Here is a 22,321-nt window from a genome sequence, read left to right as displayed (position 1 = left end):
AGGCAACCCCATGGCACCACACCCCGAACCCGAGATCTGGTTCCTCACCGGCAGCCAAGGCATGTACGGCGAGGAGACGCTCCGGCAGGTCGCCGAGCAGTCCCGCCAGATCGCGGCCACGCTCGACGACTCGCCGCAGATTCCCGCCCGGGTGGTCTGGAAGCCCGTCCTGACCAACAGCGGCGAGATCCTGCGGGTCTGCCGGGAGGCCGCCGCCCAGGGCGCGATCGGGGTCATCGCCTGGATGCACACGTTCTCGCCGGCGAAGATGTGGATCGCCGGGCTGGACGCGTTGCAGACGCCGCTGCTGCACCTGCACACCCAGGCGAACGTCCTGCTGCCGTGGGACGACATCGACATGGACTTCATGAACCTGAACCAGGCCGCGCACGGCGACCGTGAGTTCGGGTACATCCAGACCCGCCTCGGTGTGGCCCGCAAGACGGTCGCCGGGCACGTCAGCGACCCGCGGGTGACCGCCCGGGTCGGCGCCTGGGCCCGTGCGGCGACCGGCTGGTCGGCGATGCGGTCGCTGCGCCTGGCCCGCTTCGGCGACAACATGCGCGACGTCGCGGTCACCGAGGGCGACAAGGTCGAGGCGGAGCTGCGCTTCGGGGTGTCGGTCAACACCTACGGCGTGAACGACCTGGTCGAGGTGGTCGGCGAGGTCGCCGACGCCGACGTGGACGAGCTGGTCAAGGAGTACGGCGACACCTACCGCGTGGGCGCCGAGCTGCTTCCCGGCGGTGAGCGGCACGACTCGCTGCGGTACGCCGCCCGCCTCGAGTTGGGTATGCGTGCCTTCCTGGAGGCCGGTGGGTTCCGGGCGTTCACCACGAACTTCGAGGACCTCGGCGGCCTGCGTCAGCTCCCCGGCATCGCCGTCCAGCGGCTGATGGCGGACGGCTACGGCTTCGGCGGCGAGGGCGACTGGAAGACCTCCGTCCTGGTGCACACCATCAAGGCGATGTCCGTGGGGGTCTCGGGCGGCACGTCGTTCATGGAGGACTACACCTACGACCTGACCCCGGGCCAGGAGGTGGTGCTCGGCGCGCACATGCTCGAGGTCTGTCCGACCATCGCGTCCGACGTGCCCAACGTCGAGATCCACCCGCTGAGCATCGGCGGCCGGGAGGACCCGGTGCGGCTCGTGTTCGACGCCGCCCCCGGCCCAGCGGTGGTGCTCGGGTTGGCCGACATGGGGGAGCGGTTCCGGCTGGTGGCGAACGAGATCGACGTCGTGCCGCCGCCCCAGCCGCTGCGCCGGCTGCCGGTGGCGCGCGCCGTCTGGCGACCGCGGCCGGACCTGCCGGTCTCCGCCGAGTCCTGGATCACTGCCGGCGCCCCGCACCACACGGTGCTCTCGCAGGCGGTGGGCGCCGAGGAGCTGCACGATCTGGCCGAGATGAGCCGGACCGAGCTGGTCGTGATCGACGCCGAGACCACGACGCGCCGCTTCGCCGACGAGATCCGCTGGAACCAGGCCTACTACCGGCTGGCGCGCGGCTTCTGACCTGCGCCGAACCTCTGCTGAACCGGGTGGTCCACCCCTGCCTGCGGGCCGGGGTGGACCACCCGTTCGGGTTTGCGTCCGGGCTCTGCCGCGTGCATTAGCAGGCCGGCGGGCCGGTTGTGTTACGCCTTGACTAAGAGCATGTTATCGCTCACAGTCTATAGCCAAGGTGGTCGATGTCATTGCCTGGTCCGGCCGTGCACGCGTCCTAACCCCCCGTCGTCGGCATCGTGTGCCGTGACGCCCGGGGCGTGCTGTTAGCGATCACATGGCCGGGCGTGGTCAGCTCGGTGCCCCGCCCGGTGCCGCGGACGCCGGCCCAGACCGCACGGTTCGCGTCAGCAGAGGAGGATCATGCTTTCCATCGGTCGGGTTCCCCGGGGTGCGCCACGCCGGCGCAACTGGCTGTCGAGATTGGCCGTCGCCGCGACGGCACTGGTGGTCGGTGGCGCGGCCGTGGCGGTGGCCGCGGCGCCCGCGTCGGCCGCCACCGTCGACACGAGCGCGTGGTACGTCCTGGTGAACCGCAACAGTGGCAAGGCGTTGGACGTCTACAACCTGGCCACGAACGACGGCGCGCGGATCACGCAGTGGACGCGTAACAACGGCAACCAGCAGCAGTGGCAGTTCGTGGATTCCGGTAGTGGTTACTACCGGGTCAAGTCGCGGTTGTCCGGCAAGGTGCTGGATGTTTCCGGCCGGTCGACGGCCAACGGCGGGGCGATCGTGCAGTGGTCGGACAACAACGGGACCAACCAGCAGTTCCGGCTTGCCGACTCGGACGGCGGCTACGTCCGCCTGGTCAACCGCAACAGCAACAAGGTCATGGAGGTGCAGGGCGCCTCGACGGCCGACGGTGGCAACATCGTGCAGTACGACGACTGGAACGGCACCAACCAGCAGTGGCAGCTCGTCCGCGTCGACGGCGGGGGCAACCCCACCACGCCGCCGCCCACCACGCCGCCCCCCACCACGCCGCCACCGTCGAACGGCACGTTCTCGAACCCGGCCATCTGGCAGGACTTCGCCGACGTCGACATCATCCGGGTGGACAACGTCTACTACCTGACGTCGTCCACCATGCACTACTCGCCTGGCGCACCGGTCCTGCGCTCGTATGACCTGGTGAACTGGGAGTACGCCGGGCACGCCGTGCCCCGGCTCGACTTCGGCTCGAAGTACGACATGAGCGGCGGCAACGCGTACGTCGACGGGATCTGGGCCTCGACGTTGAACTACCGGCCGAGCAACCGCACGTACTACTGGGCCGGGTGCATCGACTTCGCGCAGACGCACATCTACACCGCGTCGGCCGTCGACGGCACCTGGAGCAAGCACACCACCATCCCCAACTGCTACTACGACGCGGGCATGCTGATCGACGACAACGACACCATGTACGTGGCGTACGGCAACACCACGATCAGCGTCGCCCAGCTCTCCGCCGACGGGAAGTCCCAGGTACGCGCCCAGCAGGTGTACCAGACCCCGTCGAGCATCGGCACGCTGGAGGGCGCCCGGTTCTACAAGCGCAACGGGGCCTACTACATCTGGCTCACCCGGCCCGCCAACGGCCAGTACGTGCTGAAGTCGACCAACGGCCCGTTCGGCCCGTACGAGCAGCGTCAGGTGCTGCTCAACCTGCCCGGTCCCATCTCGGGCGGCGGCGTGCCCCACCAGGGCGGTCTCGTGCAGACCCAGAACGGCGACTGGTACTACATGTCGTTCGTCGACGCGTACCCCGGTGGTCGGATGCCGGCCCTGGCGCCGATCACCTGGACCAGCGACGGCTGGCCGGTGCTGCAGACCGTCAACGGCGCGTGGGGCAGCTCCTACCCGAAGCCGAACCTGCCCGCTCCGCCGCGTGCGGTGAAGCCGCTGACGGGCACCGACACGTTCGCCGGCACCACCCTCGGCCCGCAGTGGGAGTGGAACCACAACCCGGACAACAGCCGCTGGTCGGTCAACAACGGGCTGAACCTGCAGACCGCCACCGTGACCGGCGACCTGTACGCGGCGCGTAACACGTTGACGCACCGGATCCAGGGCCCCACCTCCACCGCCACCATCGAGCTGGACTACTCCACGATGCGCGACGGTGACCGCACCGGCCTGGCGGTGCTGCGCAACTCGTCCGCCTGGATCGGCATCAAGCGGGACAACGGATCGACGCGTCTGGTGATGCAGAACGGTCTCACGATGGACGGTAACTGGAACACCACCAGCACCGGCAGCGAGGCGGCGAGCACCGCCATCTCCGGCGGACGGATCTGGTTGCGCGCCAACGCCGACATCAGACCGGGCTCGGGCCGGCAGGCGCGCTTCTCGTACAGCACCGACGGCGTGAACTTCACGTCCTTCGGCAACGCCCTGACGCTGGCGAACAACTGGCAGTTCTTCATGGGCTACCGGTTCGCCATCTTCAACCACGCCACCCAGGCGCTCGGCGGCTCGGTCGCCGTCCGCCGCTTCGACCTGACCACACCGTGACGCCGGTCACACAACGAGTGAGGTGACGGCATCGCCCACCCCGCAGGGGGAGGGTTCGTGTCGTCGCAGCAGACCAGTCGCCGCCCTGTTCCACGCTCTGTCCAGGAGCTTGGAGCGGGGCGGCGGCCCGTTGCGGCCACTTCCGGCCGAGGGCGACGGCGCGAGGTGCGCGCGGAACTCCGGCGCGACCTGGCACACGCCGTGTCTTCGCGTTCAGCCGTGCCGTGTCCGGGGCGATCGCTGGCGTAGACTGTCGGCGATCCAGCGCTGGTCACCTGCGATTCAGCACCGGCGTGGTGGCTGAGCGAGGGGGATCGGGCCGGGCCGCTCCAGTCAACGTCGACGGGCCGCGGGTCGGGTTGAAGGCGGGGGGAGTGAAATGGCCGTCCACGGTCCCGCGATGACAGACGTCGCTCGTCTGGCCGGTGTCTCCCACCAGACGGTGTCGCGGGTGCTCAACGGGCACCCCAACGTGCGCGAGCAGACCCGGTTACGGGTGCGGGCGGCGATCGCCGAACTCGGCTACCGCCCGAACGGCGCGGCGCGCGCCCTGGTGACCGGCCGGTCCCAGGTCATCGGCGTGGTGGCACAGAACACGACCCTCTACGGTCCGGCGTCGCTGCTGGCCGCCCTGGAGCAGACCGCCGCGGCGGAGGGCTTCGCCGTCAGCGTCGGCAGCGTGCGCGACCTGGACCACCGTTCCATCTCGGCCGCGGTCGAGCGGCACCTGGCGCACCGGGTCGCCGGCATCGTGGTCATCGCGCCGGTGGAGTCGGCCGGCGAGGCGTTGGAGCGGCTACCCAAGGACGTTCCACTGGTGACGGTCGACGGTGACCCGCACCGTCCGGTGCCGTTGGTGACGGTCGACCAGGTGGCGGGCGCGCGGGCGGTGACCGAGCATCTCCTCGACGCCGGGCACCGCACGGTGTGGCACGTGTCGGGGCCGTCCGACTGGTTCGACAGCGCCGGTCGTATCGAGGGCTGGCGTGCGGCGCTGCTCGCCGCGGGGGTGGAGCCACCGCCCCTCATGCACGGGGACTGGTCGGCGGCGTCGGGCTACCGGTGCGGGCAGATGCTCGCCCGGATGCCGGAGGTGACCGCCATCTTCACGGCCAACGACCACCTCGCCCTGGGGGTGCTGCGGGCGCTGCACGAGTTCGGGCGCAAGGTGCCGGCCGAGATCAGCGTCGTGGGTTTCGACGACGTGCCGGAAGCGGCGTACTTCATTCCGCCGCTGACCACCGTCCGACCGGATTTCGACGCGGTGGCGCGGGCGAGTCTGCAGATGTTGCTGACCCAGATCGAGTCGGGCAACGGCAATGGCGGCGGCGCCCTGCGCCAGACCATCGCGCCGACACTTGTCGCCCGCGACAGTGTCGCTCCGCCGCGCCGCTAAGCGCGTCGATGCCTCGTGACCTGCGCCAGCCGCTCAACTGTCGGGAGGGGTTGCGCGAGGTCGTGCGGGTGAGGAAGTCTCCGTTACGAGACCGTGACACCGGTATTTCGGATCAGGTGTTGACGTGCCCTATGTGAGCGCTAACACTACCCGAAAGATGACAGGTGGCCCCGGCGGTCGGCGGGGGGAATCGGGAGAGGAGACGGCCCGTGAGCAGGAAATTCCTGGTTGCTCTCGGTAGCGCGGCGTTGGCGTTGAGCCTGGCGGCGTGCAGTGGTGGAGGCGCCGGCAGCGGCGACAACACCAGCGACAAGAAGCCGGGGGACCTGACGATCGGCGTCGCGATGCCGACGCAGACCTCGGAGCGGTGGATCGCCGACGGCAACGCGGTGAAGTCGAAGCTGGAGTCCAAGGGTTACAAGGTCGACCTGCAGTACGCGGGCGACGACATCCCGACCCAGTCGCAGCAGGTCGACCAGATGATCACCCAGGGCGCGGACGTCCTGATCATCGCGGCCATCGACGGCACGGCGCTCAGCGGTCAGCTGCAGGCCGCCGCCGACGCGAAGATCCCGGTCATCTCGTACGACCGGCTCATCCGCGGCAGCAAGAACGTCGACTTCTACGTCAGCTTCGACAACTACAAGGTCGGCGTGGCGCAGGCCACCGCGCTCCTGGTCGGGCTCGGCCTGCAGAACAAGGACGGCTCGAAGGGCACGGCCAAGGGTCCGTTCAACATCGAGCTGTTCGCCGGCTCGCTGGACGACAACAACACGCAGTACTTCTTCGGCGGCGCGATGGACACCCTCAAGCCGTTCATGGACGCGGGCACGCTGAAGGTGAAGTCGAAGCAGACCACCAAGGAGCAGGTGGCCACCCTGCGTTGGCAGCAGGAGACCGCGCAGAAGCGCATGGAGGACCTGCTCACCTCCAGCTACAACGACGGCTCGGTCGTCAACGGGGTCCTGTCGCCGTACGACGGCATCTCCCGGGGCATCATCACCGCCCTGCAGAACGCCGGCTACAGCGCTACCGGCAAGAAGAAGCTGCCCGTGGTGACCGGCCAGGACGCCGAGATCGCCTCGATCAAGCTGATCAACGACGGTGTGCAGAACTCGACCGTCTTCAAGGACACCCGCCTGCTGGCCGACCAGGCCGCGAACGCCGCCGAGGCGTTCCTGCAGGACAAGACGCCGCAGGCCAACGACAGCGAGACGTACAACAACGGCGTCAAGGTCGTTCCGTCGTACCTGCTGCCGATCGCGACCGTCTACAAGGACGACATCAAGGCGACGCTGATCGACTCCGGCTACTGGACGGCGGAAGAGGTCGCCGCCGGTCAGGCCAAGAAGTAGGTCACCTCGTCGGGCTCGGCGGGCGACCGCCGGGCCCGACGCCGTGATCGAGCAACGTCCAGACCGACAGAGGACAGTGACCATGGACGACACCATCCTCGAGATGCGTCGTATCACGAAGACCTTCCCCGGAGTGACCGCGCTGGAGGATGTCAACCTCGCGGTACGTCGGGGAGAGATCCACGCCATCTGCGGCGAGAACGGCGCCGGCAAGTCCACCCTCATGAAGGTGCTCTCCGGCGTCCACCCATCCGGCTCGTACGACGGCGAGATCCTCTTCGACGGCAAGCCGATGCAGTTCCGGGGCATCCGGGACAGCGAGGCCAATGGCATCGTCATCATCCACCAGGAACTCGCCCTGGTGCCCTACCTGTCGATCGCCGAGAACCTCTTCCTGGGTAACGAGCGCCGGGGCCGCAGCGGCCTGATCGACTGGAACAAGGCCAACGCCGAGGCGGCGGAGCTGCTGGCGTCCGTCGGGCTGCACGAGAACCCCGTGACCCCGGTGATCCAGCTCGGCGTCGGCAAGCAGCAACTCGTGGAGATCGCCAAGGCGCTGTCCAAGAAGGTGCGCCTGCTCATCCTGGACGAGCCGACGGCCGCCCTCAACGACGTCGACTCGGCGCACCTGCTCGGCCTGCTCCGGCAGCTCAAGGAGCGGGGCATCACCTGCATCATGATCTCGCACAAGCTCAACGAGATCACCGCGATCGCCGACTCGACCACCGTCATCCGGGACGGTCGTACGGTGGAGACCCTGGACATGCGCGCCGACGACGTCAACCAGCAGCGCATCATCCGGGGCATGGTCGGCCGCGACATCGAGAGCTTCTACCCCGACCGCGAATCGTCGCCCGGCGAGGAGGTGCTGCGGATCGAGGACTGGTCGGTGCGGCACCCGACCCAGGAGCGGATGGTCGTCGAGGACGTCAACCTGTCGGTGCGCGCCGGCGAGGTGGTCGGCATCGCAGGGCTGATGGGCGCCGGCCGGACCGAGTTGGCGATGAGCGTCTTCGGCCGCTCCTACGGCCGCGACATCAAGGGCAAGCTCTTCATGCACGGTCGCGAGGTCAACGCCCGCAACGTCGCGGAGGCCATCGACAACCGCATCGCGTACGTCACCGAGGACCGCAAGCGGTACGGCCTGAACCTCATCGACGACGTCCGGCGCAACGTCTCCGCCGCCGCCCTGGACCGGCTGGCCAAGTACGGCTGGGTGAACGGCAACGAGGAGATCAAGGTCGCCGAGTCGAGCCGGCGGGACATGAACATCAAGACGACGAGCGTGATGGCGGTGGTCGGCAAGCTCTCCGGCGGCAACCAGCAGAAGGTCGTGCTGTCGAAGTGGCTCTTTACCGACCCGGACGTGCTGATCCTGGACGAGCCGACGCGCGGGATCGACGTCGGGGCCAAGTTCGAGATCTACACGATCATCAACCGGCTGGTGGCCGCCGGCAAAGCGGTGATCGTCATCTCCAGCGAGCTGCCGGAGCTGCTCGGAATGTGTGACCGCATCTACACCCTCGCCGCGGGCCGGATCACCGGTGAGAAGCCGGTGAGCGAGGCAACCCAGGAGAGCCTCATGGAGCTGATGACAAAGGACAAGGAGCTCGTCGGATGACCAGCATCAAAACCCCTTCGACGGAGCGCCCGACACCGTCGGACACCGCCCCGGCCGCCGCTCTGCACACGGGGACGAGCGACCTGCGGGCCCTGGTGCTGAACAACCTCCGGCAGAGCGGGATCTACGTCGCCCTGGTCGTCATCCTGGCGCTCTTCGCGGTACTGACCGACGGGGTGTCACTGAGCCCCGGCAACATCACCAACATCGTCCTGCAGTACTCGTACATCCTGGTCCTCGCGATCGGCATGGTAATCCTGATCATCGGCGGGCACATCGACCTGTCGGTGGGTTCGGTGGTCGCGCTGACCGGCGCGGTGTCCGCCGTCCTCGTGATCCAGCAGGGGCACCCGTGGTGGCTGGGTGTCCTCGCGGCGCTGGCCGTCGGCATCGCGGTCGGCGCGTGGCACGGCTTCTGGGTGGCGTACGCCGGCATCCCGGCGTTCATCGTGACCCTGGCCGGCATGCTGCTGTTCCGGGGTCTCACCCTGCGGGTGCTCGACAACATCTCGCTGTCGCCGTTCCCGTCCGAGTACCAGAAGGTGGCGGCGGGCTTCCTCAACGGCCTGCTCGGCGGTAACGGCTTCGACGCCTTCACGTTGTTGATCGGCGCGATCGCCGTGGCCGGGTACGCGGTGAGCGGCTTCCGCACCCGCCTGGCGCGCATCCGCTACCAGCAGCCGGTCGAGTCGTTCCCGCTGTTCGTGGCCCGGGTCGTCCTGGTGGGCGCGGTCATCATGTACTTCGCCTGGCAGCTGGCCCACGCCCGGGGCCTGCCGATCGTGCTGATCATCCTGGCGGCGCTGGTGCTGGTCTACGGTCTGCTCACCCGGCGGACGGTCTTCGGCCGTCAGGTCTACGCGATCGGCGGCAACCTCTCGGCGGCGGCGCTGTCGGGCGTGAAGGTCCGCACCGTCAACTTCTGGATGTTCGTCAACATGGGCTTCCTCGCGGCCGTGGCGGGCGTCATCTACTCGTCGCGGTCCAACGGCGCGCAGCCCGCGGCCGGCAACATGTTCGAGCTGGACGCGATCGCGGCGGCCTTCATCGGCGGCGCGGCGGTCACCGGCGGCGTGGGCACCGTGGTCGGCGCGATGGTCGGTGGTCTGATCATGGCGGTGATGAGCAACGGCATGCAGCTGATGGGCGTCGACCAGTCGACGCAGTCGGTGGTGAAGGGGCTCGTCCTGCTCGTCGCCGTCGCGTTCGACGTCTACAACAAGCGCCGGGCGGCCGGCACCCGCTGATGCCCTGACCGCACGCACGTGTGCCCCCGCCCATCTCGAGGGCGGGGGCACACGTCGCTCGGTCGCCGAACCCCGTCGCAGACTGGGCTGTGAGCCCACGCGGTCAGGTCATCGCCGGCGCCGTGCACCCCGCCGTCTGGCACCATGCCGCTGGCTGGTCGTAGTTTCGTCGGCGATGGACTCGCCCGCCGGGCCGCCGACCGACCGGCTGTTCGCCTGCCCCGACCATTGGCCCTCGGGGTAGAACTGGACGCTCGGAAATGTGTCGGCCGTGTGCTGCTGCCGGGCGTGATACGCCTGCCACGCCATCGCGTGCTCGCTAAATCCCGCATCACTCAGGATGTTCATGGCCTCCTGTGCTACCTGCGCATTCCTCGCGGTGGTGGAGAAGTGTTGTGCGCCGTGCGGGTTGGAGTCGGTGTAGACCCCGCCGCTGAGTGTGTTCGCCAGCCTGTCGACTGTTTGGTCAGGTAGATCGTTCCGGGTGGGCGTCGTCTGCCAGCCCAGGTCGGACACCCCGCGCACATCGCGCTCGTTCGTGTACAGGAGGACATTGACATCAGATGACATTAGGTGGACATCATCGAGGCTCCGGGTCGCCGCTTGGCGCGCCTGGCCGAAATCCGGGTGCTGCACACCACGCGTTCTCGCCTCATCGATCGCCCCGGTGGCGATCCGGTTTATGTTCAGAAAAGTATTGATAGAGTTGATCGCATCCCTCGACTGCGCCGCTTGAAGGGTCACGATATTCTCGTTGTACGGTGAGTCGCCTTGGTGAGAGTTCCACCGCTCCCCAGCCATGTTGAGTAAGCGGACGGACGTCTCCATCGCAGAGGCCGCCCGCTCGATTCCTGCGACGCTCTCCGCCAACCTTGCCGCGGCGTCGTTCAATAGATCGTTGCTGAGGTCGGGACGCTCCAGGATTTGCGTGGCGTCTTCCGGAAGGTGTCTGACGTTGTTGAACTCGGCAATGGCCTGCTGGCTGAGGTTTACGGCCATGGCCAGCTGCCGGGTCACGTCAATGTTCTCCCAGAGAGCGACCATTGTGTCTCGTGGGCTGACGTCGGGATTGCGATTCCGGGTGTCGACGACACTTCCCTGCCCGTCGTACTGGAACCAGCTCTGGTTGTACTCTTCCCATGGTGCCGCCACTGGTAGACCTCTCGGTTAGGTGTCCTGATCGGTACCGAGGTACTACGGGGTGGCCCGGCGACGGTTCAACCGGCTCTTGGACAACTTTGGGCCTGTTTGCCGCAGATCACGGCATTGTCGGGCAGGCGCTGGTCACGGCGGTGCTGAGGTACGGAGAGTCCCGCTGCGCCGCGAACGGCGCAGCGGGATCGGGCCGTCAGTGGCAGTTACCGGTGCCGCTGTCGGCGTAGGTCTGGCCGGCGACCGGCACGAACTGCCAGTCGTAGCTGCCGGAGTGCAGGGTGAACTTCAGAACCCCCCAGGCGGAGCTGTTGCGCGCCTCGCTGTTGGGCTGGATGGTGCCGAAGCCGTAGTGGTCCGCGCCGCCCATGCCGGCGACGAAGCTGCGCATGCCCCGGCTGGCGTCGTAGCTACCGGACGGGTTCATCGGGCCGAACCGCTCGTACACGTGGTTGTGGCCCCACACCACGACGTCGGCGTTGTAGTCGTAGAGCGCCTGGTACAGCGGGCGCGTCGACGTGGACGGCGCGTGGTCGGAGCTGGACGTGAAGAGCGGGTGGTGCCAGTACGCGATCGTGCACGGCTTGCTGCTGGCCGCGAGGTCGGCGCGCAGCCACTGCTCCTGGGCGGAGCCGGCCGACATGCTGATGTTCGAGTTCAGCGACACGACGTGCCAGTTGCCGAGGTCGTAGGAGTAGTAGCCCCGGCCGCTCGGGCCGGCGGTCGTACCGAAGTAGTTGTAGTAGCCGGTGGCGCCGGACGTGTTGTAGTCGTGGTTGCCCGGCGACGGGCGGGTGCGGCTCTTGTGCCGGCCCCAGGTGGGCTCGTAGTAGCTGGCGAACTGCGTCGCGGTGCCGCTGTCGTAGACGTTGTCGCCGGTCGTGAAGACAGTGCCGGAGATGTTGTCGAGCAGCGCGGCGGTGGCCGTGTCGCCGGAGCCGGAGGTGGCGATGTCGCCGGCCCCGACGAGGACGGGGTCACCGGACGGCGGCGTCGTGGTACCGGTCGTGACCACCAACTGCGGTGCGTCGCCGCCACTCTCGCGGGTGTCGTAGTACGCGCCGTCGCCGCTGGTCGAGGTGGCGCCGAAGCTGTACGTGCCGTTGCCGGTGACCGCGGCGGTGACGTCGACCTCGTACCAGGTGTTGCCGGCGACCGCGCCGAGCGAGGAGAGGGTGGCCCCGTCGATGGCCGGCTGGTTGTTCCAGGTGGTGCCGGTCTCCGACCAGGTGGTGCTGGACATCCTCCGGAACGTGCCGCCGGCGTCGCTGCCGCTGTTGCCGCTGATCGTGCGCAACCGCAGCTTGGCGCTGGTCACTGTGCCGCTGACGCCGCTCACCGTGAAGCGCAGGAACATCCGCCGGGCGGGCGAGTTGTCGACCACGACCTGCGTGGACGTGCCGTAGTTGGTGGATGCCGTGTCGCTCTGGACGTAGGTGTCGGCGACCGGCGTGAACGTCACGCTCGCCGCGGCGGCCGTGCCCGAGCCGGTCAGGACGACGGCGGCGGTGGCGGCGACGAGCACCGCGACCGTACCGACCGTCACCGGTGGGCGGGCGATTCGAATGTCCATCCAGGACCCCTTCGTTTGCGGGTGTAGAGCGCAAGGAACGTAGGAAGGTCGATGAACCGGCGCACTGCCGCCAGGTGAACAGTACGCTCAGACAGTGAAACATCTCGATGTTTGCTGGATGTTCACCCACCGCACGCCTGCCCGCAGCCTGTGCTCCCTTGTGGCCCTTCGCGCCGGATCGTCACGATGGCTGACCGTCGCCCACCGATGTCCAGGAGATGCGCGTGTACCTGTCGACCGTCTCCCGTCCGGTCGCCGACCCACCCGGGCCGCGCCGCCGCCGGCTCGCCCTGGTCAGCGGCAACGTGGTCGCGCTCGGCACGGTCAGCCTGATCACCGACGTCTCGGCCGAGATGGTGGCCGCCGTCCTGCCGCTCTACCTGGTGCTGGGCCTGCAACTCAGCCCGGTGGCCTTCGGTGTGCTCGACGGCGTCCACACCGGCGCGACCGCGCTGCTGCGGGTCGTCGGCGGCTTCGCGGCCGACCGGTTCCGGAGGCGCAAGCTCGTCGCCGGTGTCGGTTACGCGCTCTCGGCGGTCGCCAAGCTCGGGCTGTTGCTCGCCGGCCGGTCGGTCCCCGCCATCGGCGCGGTCATCGCCGTCGACCGGCTCGGCAAGGGCGTGCGCAGCGCGCCCCGGGACGCGCTGATCACGCTCTCCACCCCGCCCGAGGCGCTGGGTCGGGCGTTCGGGGTGCACCGGGCCATGGACAGCGTCGGCGCGTTCCTCGGGCCGCTCGCCGCGTTCGCCGTCCTGCTGGCCGTCGGCCAGTCGTACGACGCGGTCTTCGTCACCAGCTTCTGCGTCGCCGCGCTGGCGGTCGTCGTGCTCGTGCTGTTCGTCCGGGAGCGCCCGAGCGGCGAGCCCGCCGACGCGCCGGACGAGCCCCGGGTCTCCGTCGGCGAGGCGTGGGGCCTGCTGCGCAGCCGGCCGGCCCGTCGGCTGCTGCTGGCCGCGACGATGCTCGGCCTGGCCACCATCGGCGACGGCTTCGTCTACCTGGTGCTGCAACGCCGCGAGGACCTGGGCCTGCGGTGGTTCCCCCTGCTGGCGGTGGGCACCAGCCTCGCCTACCTGCTGCTCGCCGCCCCGCTCGGTGTCCTGGCCGACCGGGTCGGGAGGCTGCCGGTCGTGGTGGGCGGCTACGTCGCCCTCGGCGCGACCTACCTGCTGCTGGCCGGGCCGTTGCACGGCTGGCCGGCGCTCGTGCTCACGCTGGCGCTCTACGGCGGGTTCTACGCGGCCACCGACGGCGTGCTCATCGCGCTCGCCGGACCGGTGCTGCCACCGCGGCTGCGGACCACCGGGATCGCGCTGGTGCAGACCGGGCAGGCGCTCGCGTACCTCGTCTCCTCGGTCGTGTTCGGTCTGGCCTGGCAGGCCTGGGGGCCGCGGACGGCGGTCCTCGCGGCGGCCGTGGCCGTCGCCGGTGTCCTGGTGGTCACCGTGCTCCTGCTGGCTTCCCCGTCCCGTCTGATCCCTCGGAGGGTGTCCTCGTGACCGCGATGTCGACCCGGGCCAAGCTCGGTGTGGTGGCCGCCTCGGCGGTGCTGTTGGCCAGCGGGGCGGTGGGCTACGCGGCCCTCGCCGCCGAGCCGCCCCGGACCCCGCCAGCGGCCGCCGCCGGGGACCAGGCGGTCGCGCTGACGCCGGGCCCGCGCCTGCTGGCCGTCACCGACCGGCACGTCTCCAGCGTCGCCACCGCCGACCCCGCCGGGCCGCGTACCGTCTCGGGTCTGGAATGCCTGCGGGTGTACGCGGCGGCCGGCACCGGCGTCTGCCTGAAGCCGGATACCGCCTGGTCGTACCAGGTGGTGGTGCTCGACGCGGCGCTGAACCAGAGGCGGACGCTGAGCGTGCCGGGCCTGCCCAACCGGGCCCGGGTCTCGGCGTCGGGCCGGATGGTCTCCTGGACGACGTTCGTCGGGGGCGACTCCTACACGGCGAGCGGCTTCTCCACCCGCACCGGCATCCTCGACACCGTCACCGGGGCGACCGTCCCGTCGTTGGAGGGGTTCGCCGTCACGCGGGACGGCCGCGCCTACCGCAGCCCGGACGTCAACTACTGGGGCGTGACCTTCACCGCCGACGACAACCGGTTCTACGCGACCATGTCGACCGGCGGCAAGCGCTACCTGGTACGCGGCGACGTGGCCGCCCGGACCGTGGCGACGCTGCGGGAGAACGTCGAGTGCCCGTCGCTGTCGCCCGACGGCACCCGGATCGCCTTCAAACAGGCGATCGACGCGGACCCCAGGAAGGGCTGGCGGCTGTCCGTGCTCGACCTGGCGTCCGGGCGGATCACCGCGACGGCGGAGACCGCCAGCGTGGACGACCAGGCGGCCTGGCTCGACGACGCGACGTTGGCCTACACGCTGCGCCAGAGTGACGGCCGGCCGGACGTGTTCGGCGTCCCCGCCGACGGCTCCGGCACGCCGAAACTGCTGATCCCCAACGCCGAGTCGCCGTCGCCGCTGACCTGACGACCCGGTCGCGGGGCACGACACCTGACGGCCTTGACGCGGCCAACGTCCCGTCATGTCGGCTTCCGCGCCACAGCCTTCGCTGTTCATCGACGGCCTCGAAGGTATTGACCATGACAAGGCTCAGTCGTCGCATCTTCGTCCTCGGTGGACTCGCCGCCGCCGGCGCCGCGGTAACCCCCGGGCAGACTGCTCGCGCCGCGGCGCCGTACCCCTTCAAACTCGGTGTGGCGTCGGGTGATCCGGCCGCCGACAGCGTGGTCCTGTGGACCCGACTGGCGCCGTCACCGCTCAACGCGGACGGGCAGGGCGGCATGGCCGACGCTGACGTGACGGTCGAGTGGCAGGTGTCCACCACGGACCGCTTCTCGTCGCTGGTCGCGTCCGGCTCGGTGGTCGCCCGGTACGCCGACGCCCACTCGGTGCACGTCGTCGCGGGCGGCCTGGCGGCCGACTCCGACTACTACTACCGATTCCGGGCCCAGGGGCAGATCTCCCCGGTGGGGCGTACCCGGACCGCACCGGCGGCGGGCACGTTCGGCCGCGACCTGGTCATGGCGTTCGCCTCCTGCGCGCACTACGAGGCCGGCTACTACACGGCGTACCGGCGGATGGCCGAGGAGAACCCGGGGCTGATCCTGCACCTGGGCGACTACATCTACGAGGGCGGCGTCAACACCTCGGCGGTGCGCCAGCACGTGGGCGCGGAGATCGTGTCGCTGGCCGACTACCGCCGCCGGTACGCCCTCTACAAGTCCGACCCGGACCTGCAGGCGGCGCACGCGGCGGCGCCCTGGCTGGTGGTGCCGGACGACCACGAGGTGGAGAACAACTACGCGAACATGGTCCGGGCCGACAGCAGCCCGACGCTGACCGCCGCCCAGTGGACCGCCCGGCGTACCGCCGCGTACCGCGCCTACTACGAGAACATGCCGCTGCGACCGGCCTCCGCGCCGAGTGGCAACAGCATCGGACTCTACCGCCGCGTGCGGTGGGGGCAGCTCGCCACCTTCCACATGCTCGACACCCGGCAGTTCCGCGACGACCAGGCGTGCGGCGACGGCTGGAAGGTCTGCGCGGACGCCGACCTAACCTCCCGGTCGCTGACCGGCGCGACCCAGGAGGCGTGGCTGCTCGACGGGCTGGCCCAGCACTACGGCACCTGGGACATCCTCGGCCAGCAGGTGTTCTTCGCCCGTCAGTTCGAGGCGAGCGGGGCGGCGAACATGGACGCCTGGGACGGCTACCGGGCCTCGCGCAGCCGCATCCAGAGCGGCTGGCAGCAGCGCGGCGTGCGCAACCCGCTCGTCCTCACCGGCGACGTGCACAAGTCCTGGGCCAACGAGCTGAAGGCCGACTACGCCAACCCGTCGTCGGCCACCATCGGCACCGAGCTGGTCTGCACCTCGATCACCTCGACGGGCAACGGGACCGGCAGCACCACCATCCCGAACGCGGCGACCAACCCGCACCTGAAGTTCTACTCCGACCGGCGCGGCTACGTCCGTACGACGATCAGCCGCAGCCAGGTCCGCGCGGACTTCCGCGCGGTGAACACGGTGACCGAGCACGGCGCGGCCGCGTCGACGGTGCGCTCGTTCGTCATCCTCGACGGCCAGCCCGGCCTGCAGGCCGGGTAGAAGGAGCACCCTGATGACCGCACTCACGACACTGCTCGCCGCGTCCCTGCTGCTGCCGACCGCCGTGGCGCCCGCTCCGAAGGCCATGACCGCCGACGCGATCACCTGGACCACCGCCAACAGCGTGGCGACCGGCGACCAGGACCTGCCCGCCATCGCCATGAACCGCGCCGGGCAGGTCGCGGTGGCCTGGGAGGACGACCGGGACAGCACCGCGCCCGAGGACGACACCCACAGCGAGATCTACCTGCGCCTGTTCCGCGACGGCACGCCCGGCTACGAGCTGAAGCTCTCGACCGGCGGCACCAGCGGGGCCGCCTGGCGACACATCAGCCCCGACGTGGGGCTCGACGACCGGGGCAACGCCGTGGTCGTCTGGGCCGCCGACGGTGACGGCAACGGCGTCTACAACATCCAGTACCGGGTGGTGTCGCCGGCCGGCGCGATCCTCGGTTCCGGGCAGGCCAACGCCAGCGACGCCGGCCAGCAGATCTGGCCGAAGGTGGCCGTCGACCCGGACGGCGCGCCCACCAGCGCGGCTGTCGGCTTCGCCGTCGTCTGGGAGGACGTGCAGGGAACCGCGCCGGCCACCGTCAAGGCCGCCGGCTTCACCGGCCCCACCAGCAAGGGGTACGAGGTGACGGCCTCGCAGACGACCGGCAGCCACCACCGCCCCGACGTGGCGGTGTCCGCCTCCGGCGAGGCGCTGGTGGTCTGGGACGAGGACGCCGACGCGAACGGGTCGTACAACATCGGTCTGACCCGGTTGGCGCGCGCGAACGGCGCGGTGGTGCTGTCCCGGCGTACGGCCAACGCGCAGAGCGGCGGCCAGCAGCGGCGGGCATCGGTCGCGTCGACCTACTCCGGTGACTTCGCCGTCGGTTGGGAGTCGGACCACACCGGCACGACGGGCGTCTGGGCCCGTTCGTTCACCGCGGCCGGCGCGGCCCGCCACGACGAGGTCCAGGTGTCCACCGGGTCCGGGGCCGTCGCCCCCGGCGTCGGCGTCGACGACGAGGACAACGTCGTGGTGGGCTGGACGGTGTCCGGCGCCAACCCGGACGTCTGGGCGCGTGGCCTCAACCCGGACGGCAGCAGCACGGGTCGGCTGGCGGCGCAGGCGTTGAGCCAGACCACGACCGGCCGCCAGGAAGACCTGGCCATCGCCGCGTCCCCGTGGGGCGAGGTGAGCCTCTGCTACACCGACGACAACGACGGCAACGGCTTCGACCAGGTGCTCCTCGGTCTCGGGGCGACGAACTCGACCTGGCTGATGACCGCGGAGGAGTTGCGCCAGCGCAAGGCGCGGGCTGCCGCTCGGGTGGGCTGAGCGGAGTGCGAGGGACGGGCCGTGACTCGACGTCGGGTCACGGCCCGTCGGTCGTGCGGGTTCCGCCGAAGAGCAGGTCCAGCTGGGCGTCCAGGGCGGCGAGGGCCTGCTCGGCGGTGTACTGCCCACCGAGCAGGTAGACGCCGAGCCCTTCCATCAGCGCCAGCAGGCCGGCCGCGGCGGCCACGTCGTTGGTGGGCAGGACGCTGGCGACGAAGGCGGTGAGCTGCGCGGTGCCCTCGCGCAGACCGGTCGCGGCCGTCGGGCGCACCGCCGTGTAGGCGAGGAACGCGAGCGCCACCCGACCGTCGTCGCGGGTGTGCGCGTCGAGCGGCAGGAGCGCGGCGATGATCGTACGCAGCAGCAGCCGGGGCGCGGGGGCCTCGCCGAGTCGCGCCACCGCCTCGGTGACCCGGATCTGGCTGCGTTCGCGGACCACGCTCAACGCGAACGCCATCATCTCGTCCTTGGTGCGGAAGTAGTGCTGGACCATTCCGGCGGACACGCCCGCCTCGGTGGCGACGTGACGGAGGCTGACGGCTTCCAGGCCCTGATCCGCGGCGACCCGCATCAACGCGTCCGCGATGAGGGTGCGGCGCTGCTGGTGATCGACCTTCTTGGGCATGGCCTCGATCGTTTCACAGCGGGTGGCCGGGAGCCGCCGTCGCGCGGCGGTCAGTCTCCGGCGCGGGCGTGCCCCGGGCGCTGCGCAGCAGGCCGTCGGGGTCGTCGGCGTACAGTCGCAGCTCGTCCACCGGCGCGGACCGGCCTCGGGGCAGGTCGAAGGTCGTCGGCCGGCGCAGCACGACGTCGATGCTCGTCTGGCTGCCGACCGAGATGTGCAAAATCTGGCGCGCACCCTCCCGCTCGACCTGGATGGACCTGCTCGACGGCAGGGAGCGGTGCCGTTTGCGCAGCGCGGCGACGTCCGACCACGGGATCCAGATGTCGATGCCGGAGCTGTTGCGTACCCGCAGCCCGGTGTCGGCGACGATGTGTGGGTGGATGGTCATGCTCGCCCAGAGACCGACCATCCAGAGCAGACCCCAGATGCCGAGGCCGAGCACGATCCAGCGGGCCGGCCGCCAGGGGACCACGTGGCTGACGATCAGGTCGAAGATCGGGATCTCGACGGCCGACAGGGCGATGAAGATCCCGAGGATCGGCTTGACCACGCCGAGGTAGCCGAACGGCTCGTCGCCCGGCCCGAGCGGCAGGGGACGGCGACGCGCCCACAGGTAGAGGCTGCGCCACATCGCCGCCTCGGTCACGACCGCCCGGCGCAGCAGCGGCCCGACGGCCGCCCTGCTCGGCGTCCTCGTCTCGGTCATCGTCGTCCTCGGGGTCAGGTGGGTGGTCAGTGGACGGTCACGGCGCCCGCGCCACCGTCGACGGTGACGAGTTGACCCGTGGTGATCGTTCGGGTGGCGTCGGGCACGCAGATGACGGCGGGGATGCCGTACTCCCGCGCCACCGTGGGGCCGTGCGCCATGATCGCGCCCGTCTCGCTGACCAGGGCGGCGGCGGTGAGGAACAGCGGGGTCCAGCCGGGGTCCGTGGTCGCGGTGACCAGGACGTCGCCGGGCTCGACGTGGGCGGTGGCCGGGTCGTGCACGACGCGGGCCGGGCCGGTGACCCGACCCGCGGACGCTCCCACGCCGACGAGCGTCCCGTCACCGCCGGGTACCCGTGCCAGGACGGTCTCGACGTCGGTGCCGTCGGACAGCAGGGCCACCGGCACCGACCGGCGACGCAGCTCGCGGCGGTGCGCGGACCGCCGGGACGCGACGACGTCGCGCTGGTCGACACCCTGGTGTACGGCGACACGCACCTCGTCGAGGGTCAGGAACATGATGTCGTCGCGCTGGTCCAGCAGCCCGGCGTCGGTCAGGTCGGCTCCGATCAACAGCAACTGTCGGCGGGTCTCCCGCAGTGGGTACAGCCCGGCGAACTTGCCGGCCTCGCGCAGGCCCGCCAGCGAGCGGGCGCGACCCAGCAGGAAACCGGCGATCCGGCCGCGTACCGGCCGCTGTCGGCGGGCCCGCGCGACGAGGTCTCTCAGCGCCGTCTCGGCCGTCGCGGCGGCACGGCGGAAGCGCTGGTCGGGGCCCTGCTCCGGGTCGGTGACCCGGAGATAGTTGGCGAGCGCGGCGAAGACCGGTGTGGGGTCCTCGGCCCAGCGCGGCACCCCGAGGTCGACCTCGGCCGCACCGCGGTGCCCGTACGCGTCCAGGAAGTCGGCCATGCCGATGTCGGGCAGCGCTCCGCGCAGGTGACGGGCGGCCAACTCGTCCGGTGGTGTGTCGAGCAGCAGTCGCCGGTGCTCACCCACGCCCTGGGCGAGTCGCCACAGCGCCAGGTCCATCTCGATGGTGACGTTGTGTGGCATCCCGCCGAGCACGGCGTGGATCTCGTCCGGACCGGCGATGCCCTTGAGCAGCGGGGACGGCAGCGCCGTGGCGAGCATGCCGGCGACGATCGGCCACATGATGGCGTCGCTGTGGTCGGTGTCGTCGCGCGCCTCGACGAAGCGCAGCCGCTCGGCGGTGGTCCGCAGGTCGTCGGGGGCCACCGAGCGGGCTCGGAGCTGATCGATCGCCTCGAACAGCCGAATGCGTGCCGTGTCCGGGCGGGCCAGGGCACGCCCGATTCCCACCGCCGCCCGGCCGGCGGTCCGTAGTGACGCCGCCCGCTGTGCCGTGCCGCGCCCGCCGCTGGTCGGGGCGAATCGCGGATCGGCCAGGACGTGCCGCATCACGGCCTGCGCCCGGGGGCCGAAGTCGACCGCCATGAGCTTGACCAGTCGTCGCCGGGACGACCTGCTCCGGGCCAGGTCGGTCAGGTCGCCGTAGAGGCGGCCGCCGATGTCGACGATCTCCACCCGGACGCCGAGCGCCGCGAGCGTCGCGGTGATCTGCGCCCGCAGGGTCGCCATGCCCATCGGGGTGACCGGTCGCAGCATGCCCTGGACGTGGCCGAACTCCAGGAAGACGCGGGGGAGGGGCTTGCCGGTGGCCGGCGGCAGGGGAAACAGGCTGGTGATCGGGCGTGACTGCAGCAACCACAGCACGTCGTCCGCGTCGATCGCCCACTCCACGTCCTGCGGGCAGCCGAAGTGCCCGGCCAGCCGCTCGCCGGCCGCCCGCAGCCTCTCCAACTGCGCGGACGTCAGGCACCCGGTGTCGTCCCGCGCGACGCCGTCGAGGACGTAGTGGTCCACGGCCGTGCCGCCGTCCACGACGGTGGTGCCGAGTCCCGGCGCGGCGTCGACCACCATCTCGTCACGCCGACCGGTCAGCGGGTTGGCGGTGTAGAGCACCCCCGCCACCGTGGGCGTGACCATGCGTTGCACGACGACGGCCATCGCCAGCTCATGCTGGTCGATCTCGTGGGCCTCGCGGTACGCGGTCGCGCGGTCACTGTGCAGGGAGTCCCAGCACTTCTCGACCGCGGCGACGAGTTCCGCCGCGCCGGTGACGCCCAGGACGGTGTCCTGCTGCCCGGCGAAGCTGGCGTCCGGCAGATCCTCGGCGGTGGCGCTGGAGCGTACGGCGACCGGGCCGGCCCCGAGCCGCTCGTACGCCGCGATGATCTCCGCCACCGGTACGACGCCGTGTCGGTGGGCCTCGGTGGTGACGCAGAACCCCTCGGGTACGCGTTCGCCGTGCCGGATCAGCGCGCCCAGCCCGGCTGCCTTCCCGCCGACCAGGTCACTCATCTCGGCGGTCACCTCGGACAACGCGAGCACGTACACGCCGACCCCCAGCTGCAATACGACTGCATTGCATCCACCGTAGCGCTTTGACGATGCAACTGCAACGCATCGCCGCTGGTCGAGGATGGCCGACGTCTGCCATGCTCGGGCCGGTGACGACCGGCCGCCCCACCAGAGTCCGCGCCCATCGCCGTCCCCGTCGGCGAACCCTCGTCATCCTGCTCGCGCTCGTCGCGGCGGCGGCCGTCGCCGGCGTCGCCGTGGTCGTCGTGCCGATGCTGCGACCGGCCGGTCCCCGCCCGCTCTTCCAGATGCCCGTCACCTGCGGGGAGACCTGGCAGCTCAGCACCTACCCCGGCCACGACGACTACGACGTCGACTTCTTCCCCATCGAGGGCGAGTCGTGGGGGCGTCCCGTCCTCGCCTCCTACGGCGGCACCGTCACGGTGGCCGGCATCAACGGCTCGCTGGGTGGGCGTACGCCGGAGAACCCGGAAGGGCCGCGCGGACGTGGCGGTGGCTACTGGGTGAAGATCGACCACGGCGGCACCTGGGAGACGCAGTACCTGCACCTCCTCGAACCGCCGCTGGTCACGGTCGGTCAGAAGGTCACCCAGGGCGAGCAGATCGGTCGACTCGGCAGCACCGGCAACTCGGGCGCTCCGCACCTGCACTACGAGCAGCGCCGAGGTTGGGACAAGGTGGAGACCCACTTCGACGGCACGCCGTCGGGCATCACGACCGACGAGGAGGAGCAGATTCTCCGCCGGGTGAGCAACAACTGTCCGGCCGTCTCCTGAGGACGGC

Annotated in this window: 16 protein-coding genes; 11 read left to right on the top strand and 5 right to left on the bottom strand. The window is 70.3% G+C overall.

Annotated features, from left to right (window positions below):
* The first annotated feature begins 10 nt into the window (after positions 1–10).
* From araA to mmsB, 6 genes are all read left to right on the top strand, one after another.
* Positions 11–1,513 (top strand): L-arabinose isomerase, encoded by a 1,503-nt coding sequence (araA, locus tag AB0J36_RS26340; protein ID WP_357171503.1) that lies wholly within the window; start codon positions 11–13, stop codon positions 1,511–1,513.
* Positions 1,514–1,867: 354 nt separating this feature from the next.
* On the top strand, positions 1,868–4,003 hold the full coding sequence (locus AB0J36_RS26335) for an RICIN domain-containing protein (protein ID WP_357120392.1): 2,136 nt from the start codon (positions 1,868–1,870) through the stop codon (positions 4,001–4,003).
* A gap of 400 nt (positions 4,004–4,403) precedes the next feature.
* Positions 4,404–5,399: a LacI family DNA-binding transcriptional regulator gene (locus tag AB0J36_RS26330; RefSeq protein ID WP_357120389.1), complete on the top strand. Its 996-nt coding sequence runs from the start codon at positions 4,404–4,406 to the stop codon at positions 5,397–5,399.
* 209 nt (positions 5,400–5,608) lie between these two features.
* A complete protein-coding gene (chvE, locus tag AB0J36_RS26325; protein WP_357120386.1) occupies positions 5,609–6,754 on the top strand; it encodes a multiple monosaccharide ABC transporter substrate-binding protein in 1,146 nt (381 codons plus the stop codon).
* Positions 6,755–6,836: 82 nt separating this feature from the next.
* Complete coding sequence (gene mmsA, locus AB0J36_RS26320) at positions 6,837–8,375, top strand: multiple monosaccharide ABC transporter ATP-binding protein (protein ID WP_357120383.1); 1,539 nt, start codon at positions 6,837–6,839, stop codon at positions 8,373–8,375.
* Complete coding sequence (gene mmsB, locus AB0J36_RS26315; protein ID WP_357120380.1) at positions 8,372–9,622, top strand: multiple monosaccharide ABC transporter permease; 1,251 nt, start codon at positions 8,372–8,374, stop codon at positions 9,620–9,622. The genes mmsA and mmsB overlap by 4 nt, the downstream gene beginning before the upstream one ends.
* Positions 9,623–9,730: 108 nt before the next feature.
* Here mmsB and AB0J36_RS26310 read toward each other — a convergent pair whose 3' ends face one another.
* Both AB0J36_RS26310 and AB0J36_RS26305 read right to left on the bottom strand, forming a co-directional pair.
* A complete protein-coding gene (locus tag AB0J36_RS26310) occupies positions 9,731–10,774 on the bottom strand; it encodes a hypothetical protein (RefSeq protein WP_363661218.1) in 1,044 nt (347 codons plus the stop codon).
* Between the two features lie 196 nt (positions 10,775–10,970).
* The gene (locus AB0J36_RS26305; RefSeq protein WP_357120374.1) at positions 10,971–12,347 is read right to left on the bottom strand and encodes a DNRLRE domain-containing protein; all 1,377 of its coding nucleotides are present in this window, start codon (positions 12,345–12,347) and stop codon (positions 10,971–10,973) included.
* 224 nt (positions 12,348–12,571) lie between these two features.
* Here AB0J36_RS26305 and AB0J36_RS26300 point away from each other — a divergent pair, with 224 nt between their 5' ends.
* The 4 genes from AB0J36_RS26300 (at position 12,572) to AB0J36_RS26285 (ending at position 17,799) form a co-directional block, all read left to right on the top strand.
* Positions 12,572–13,846 (top strand): MFS transporter, encoded by a 1,275-nt coding sequence (locus AB0J36_RS26300; protein WP_357120371.1) that lies wholly within the window; start codon positions 12,572–12,574, stop codon positions 13,844–13,846.
* Positions 13,847–13,851: 5 nt separating this feature from the next.
* Positions 13,852–14,829, top strand: coding sequence for a hypothetical protein (locus AB0J36_RS26295; RefSeq protein WP_357120809.1), 978 nt, complete (start codon positions 13,852–13,854; stop codon positions 14,827–14,829).
* A 113-nt stretch (positions 14,830–14,942) separates the two neighbouring features.
* Positions 14,943–16,469: an alkaline phosphatase D family protein gene (locus AB0J36_RS26290; RefSeq protein WP_357120368.1), complete on the top strand. Its 1,527-nt coding sequence runs from the start codon at positions 14,943–14,945 to the stop codon at positions 16,467–16,469.
* A 13-nt stretch (positions 16,470–16,482) separates the two neighbouring features.
* Positions 16,483–17,799 carry a hypothetical protein gene (locus tag AB0J36_RS26285; protein WP_363661217.1) on the top strand — a complete coding sequence of 439 codons (1,317 nt, stop codon included), beginning with the start codon at positions 16,483–16,485 and terminating at the stop codon, positions 17,797–17,799.
* 37 nt (positions 17,800–17,836) lie between these two features.
* On the opposite strand, the gene AB0J36_RS26280 is transcribed toward AB0J36_RS26285, so the two are convergent.
* From AB0J36_RS26280 to AB0J36_RS26270, 3 genes are read right to left on the bottom strand one after another with little or no spacing between them, the layout of a single operon-like run.
* Positions 17,837–18,424, bottom strand: coding sequence for a TetR family transcriptional regulator (locus tag AB0J36_RS26280; RefSeq protein ID WP_357120362.1), 588 nt, complete (start codon positions 18,422–18,424; stop codon positions 17,837–17,839).
* Positions 18,425–18,437: 13 nt separating this feature from the next.
* Positions 18,438–19,130, bottom strand: coding sequence for a hypothetical protein (locus AB0J36_RS26275; protein ID WP_357120359.1), 693 nt, complete (start codon positions 19,128–19,130; stop codon positions 18,438–18,440).
* A gap of 26 nt (positions 19,131–19,156) precedes the next feature.
* Positions 19,157–21,571, bottom strand: a complete 2,415-nt coding sequence (locus AB0J36_RS26270; RefSeq protein ID WP_363661216.1) for a PEP/pyruvate-binding domain-containing protein — start codon at positions 21,569–21,571, stop codon at positions 19,157–19,159.
* Positions 21,572–21,654: 83 nt separating this feature from the next.
* Here AB0J36_RS26270 and AB0J36_RS26265 point away from each other — a divergent pair, with 83 nt between their 5' ends.
* Positions 21,655–22,314: a M23 family metallopeptidase gene (locus AB0J36_RS26265; RefSeq protein WP_357120805.1), complete on the top strand. Its 660-nt coding sequence runs from the start codon at positions 21,655–21,657 to the stop codon at positions 22,312–22,314.
* The last annotated feature ends 7 nt before the right edge of the window (positions 22,315–22,321 follow it).

It is taken from the genome of Micromonospora sp. NPDC049662 (assembly GCF_040675055.1).
Classification (GTDB): Bacteria; Actinomycetota; Actinomycetes; order Mycobacteriales; family Micromonosporaceae; genus Micromonospora.
Note: the sequence above shows the minus strand (reverse complement) of the source record. Positions and strands in the feature narration are given on the sequence as shown.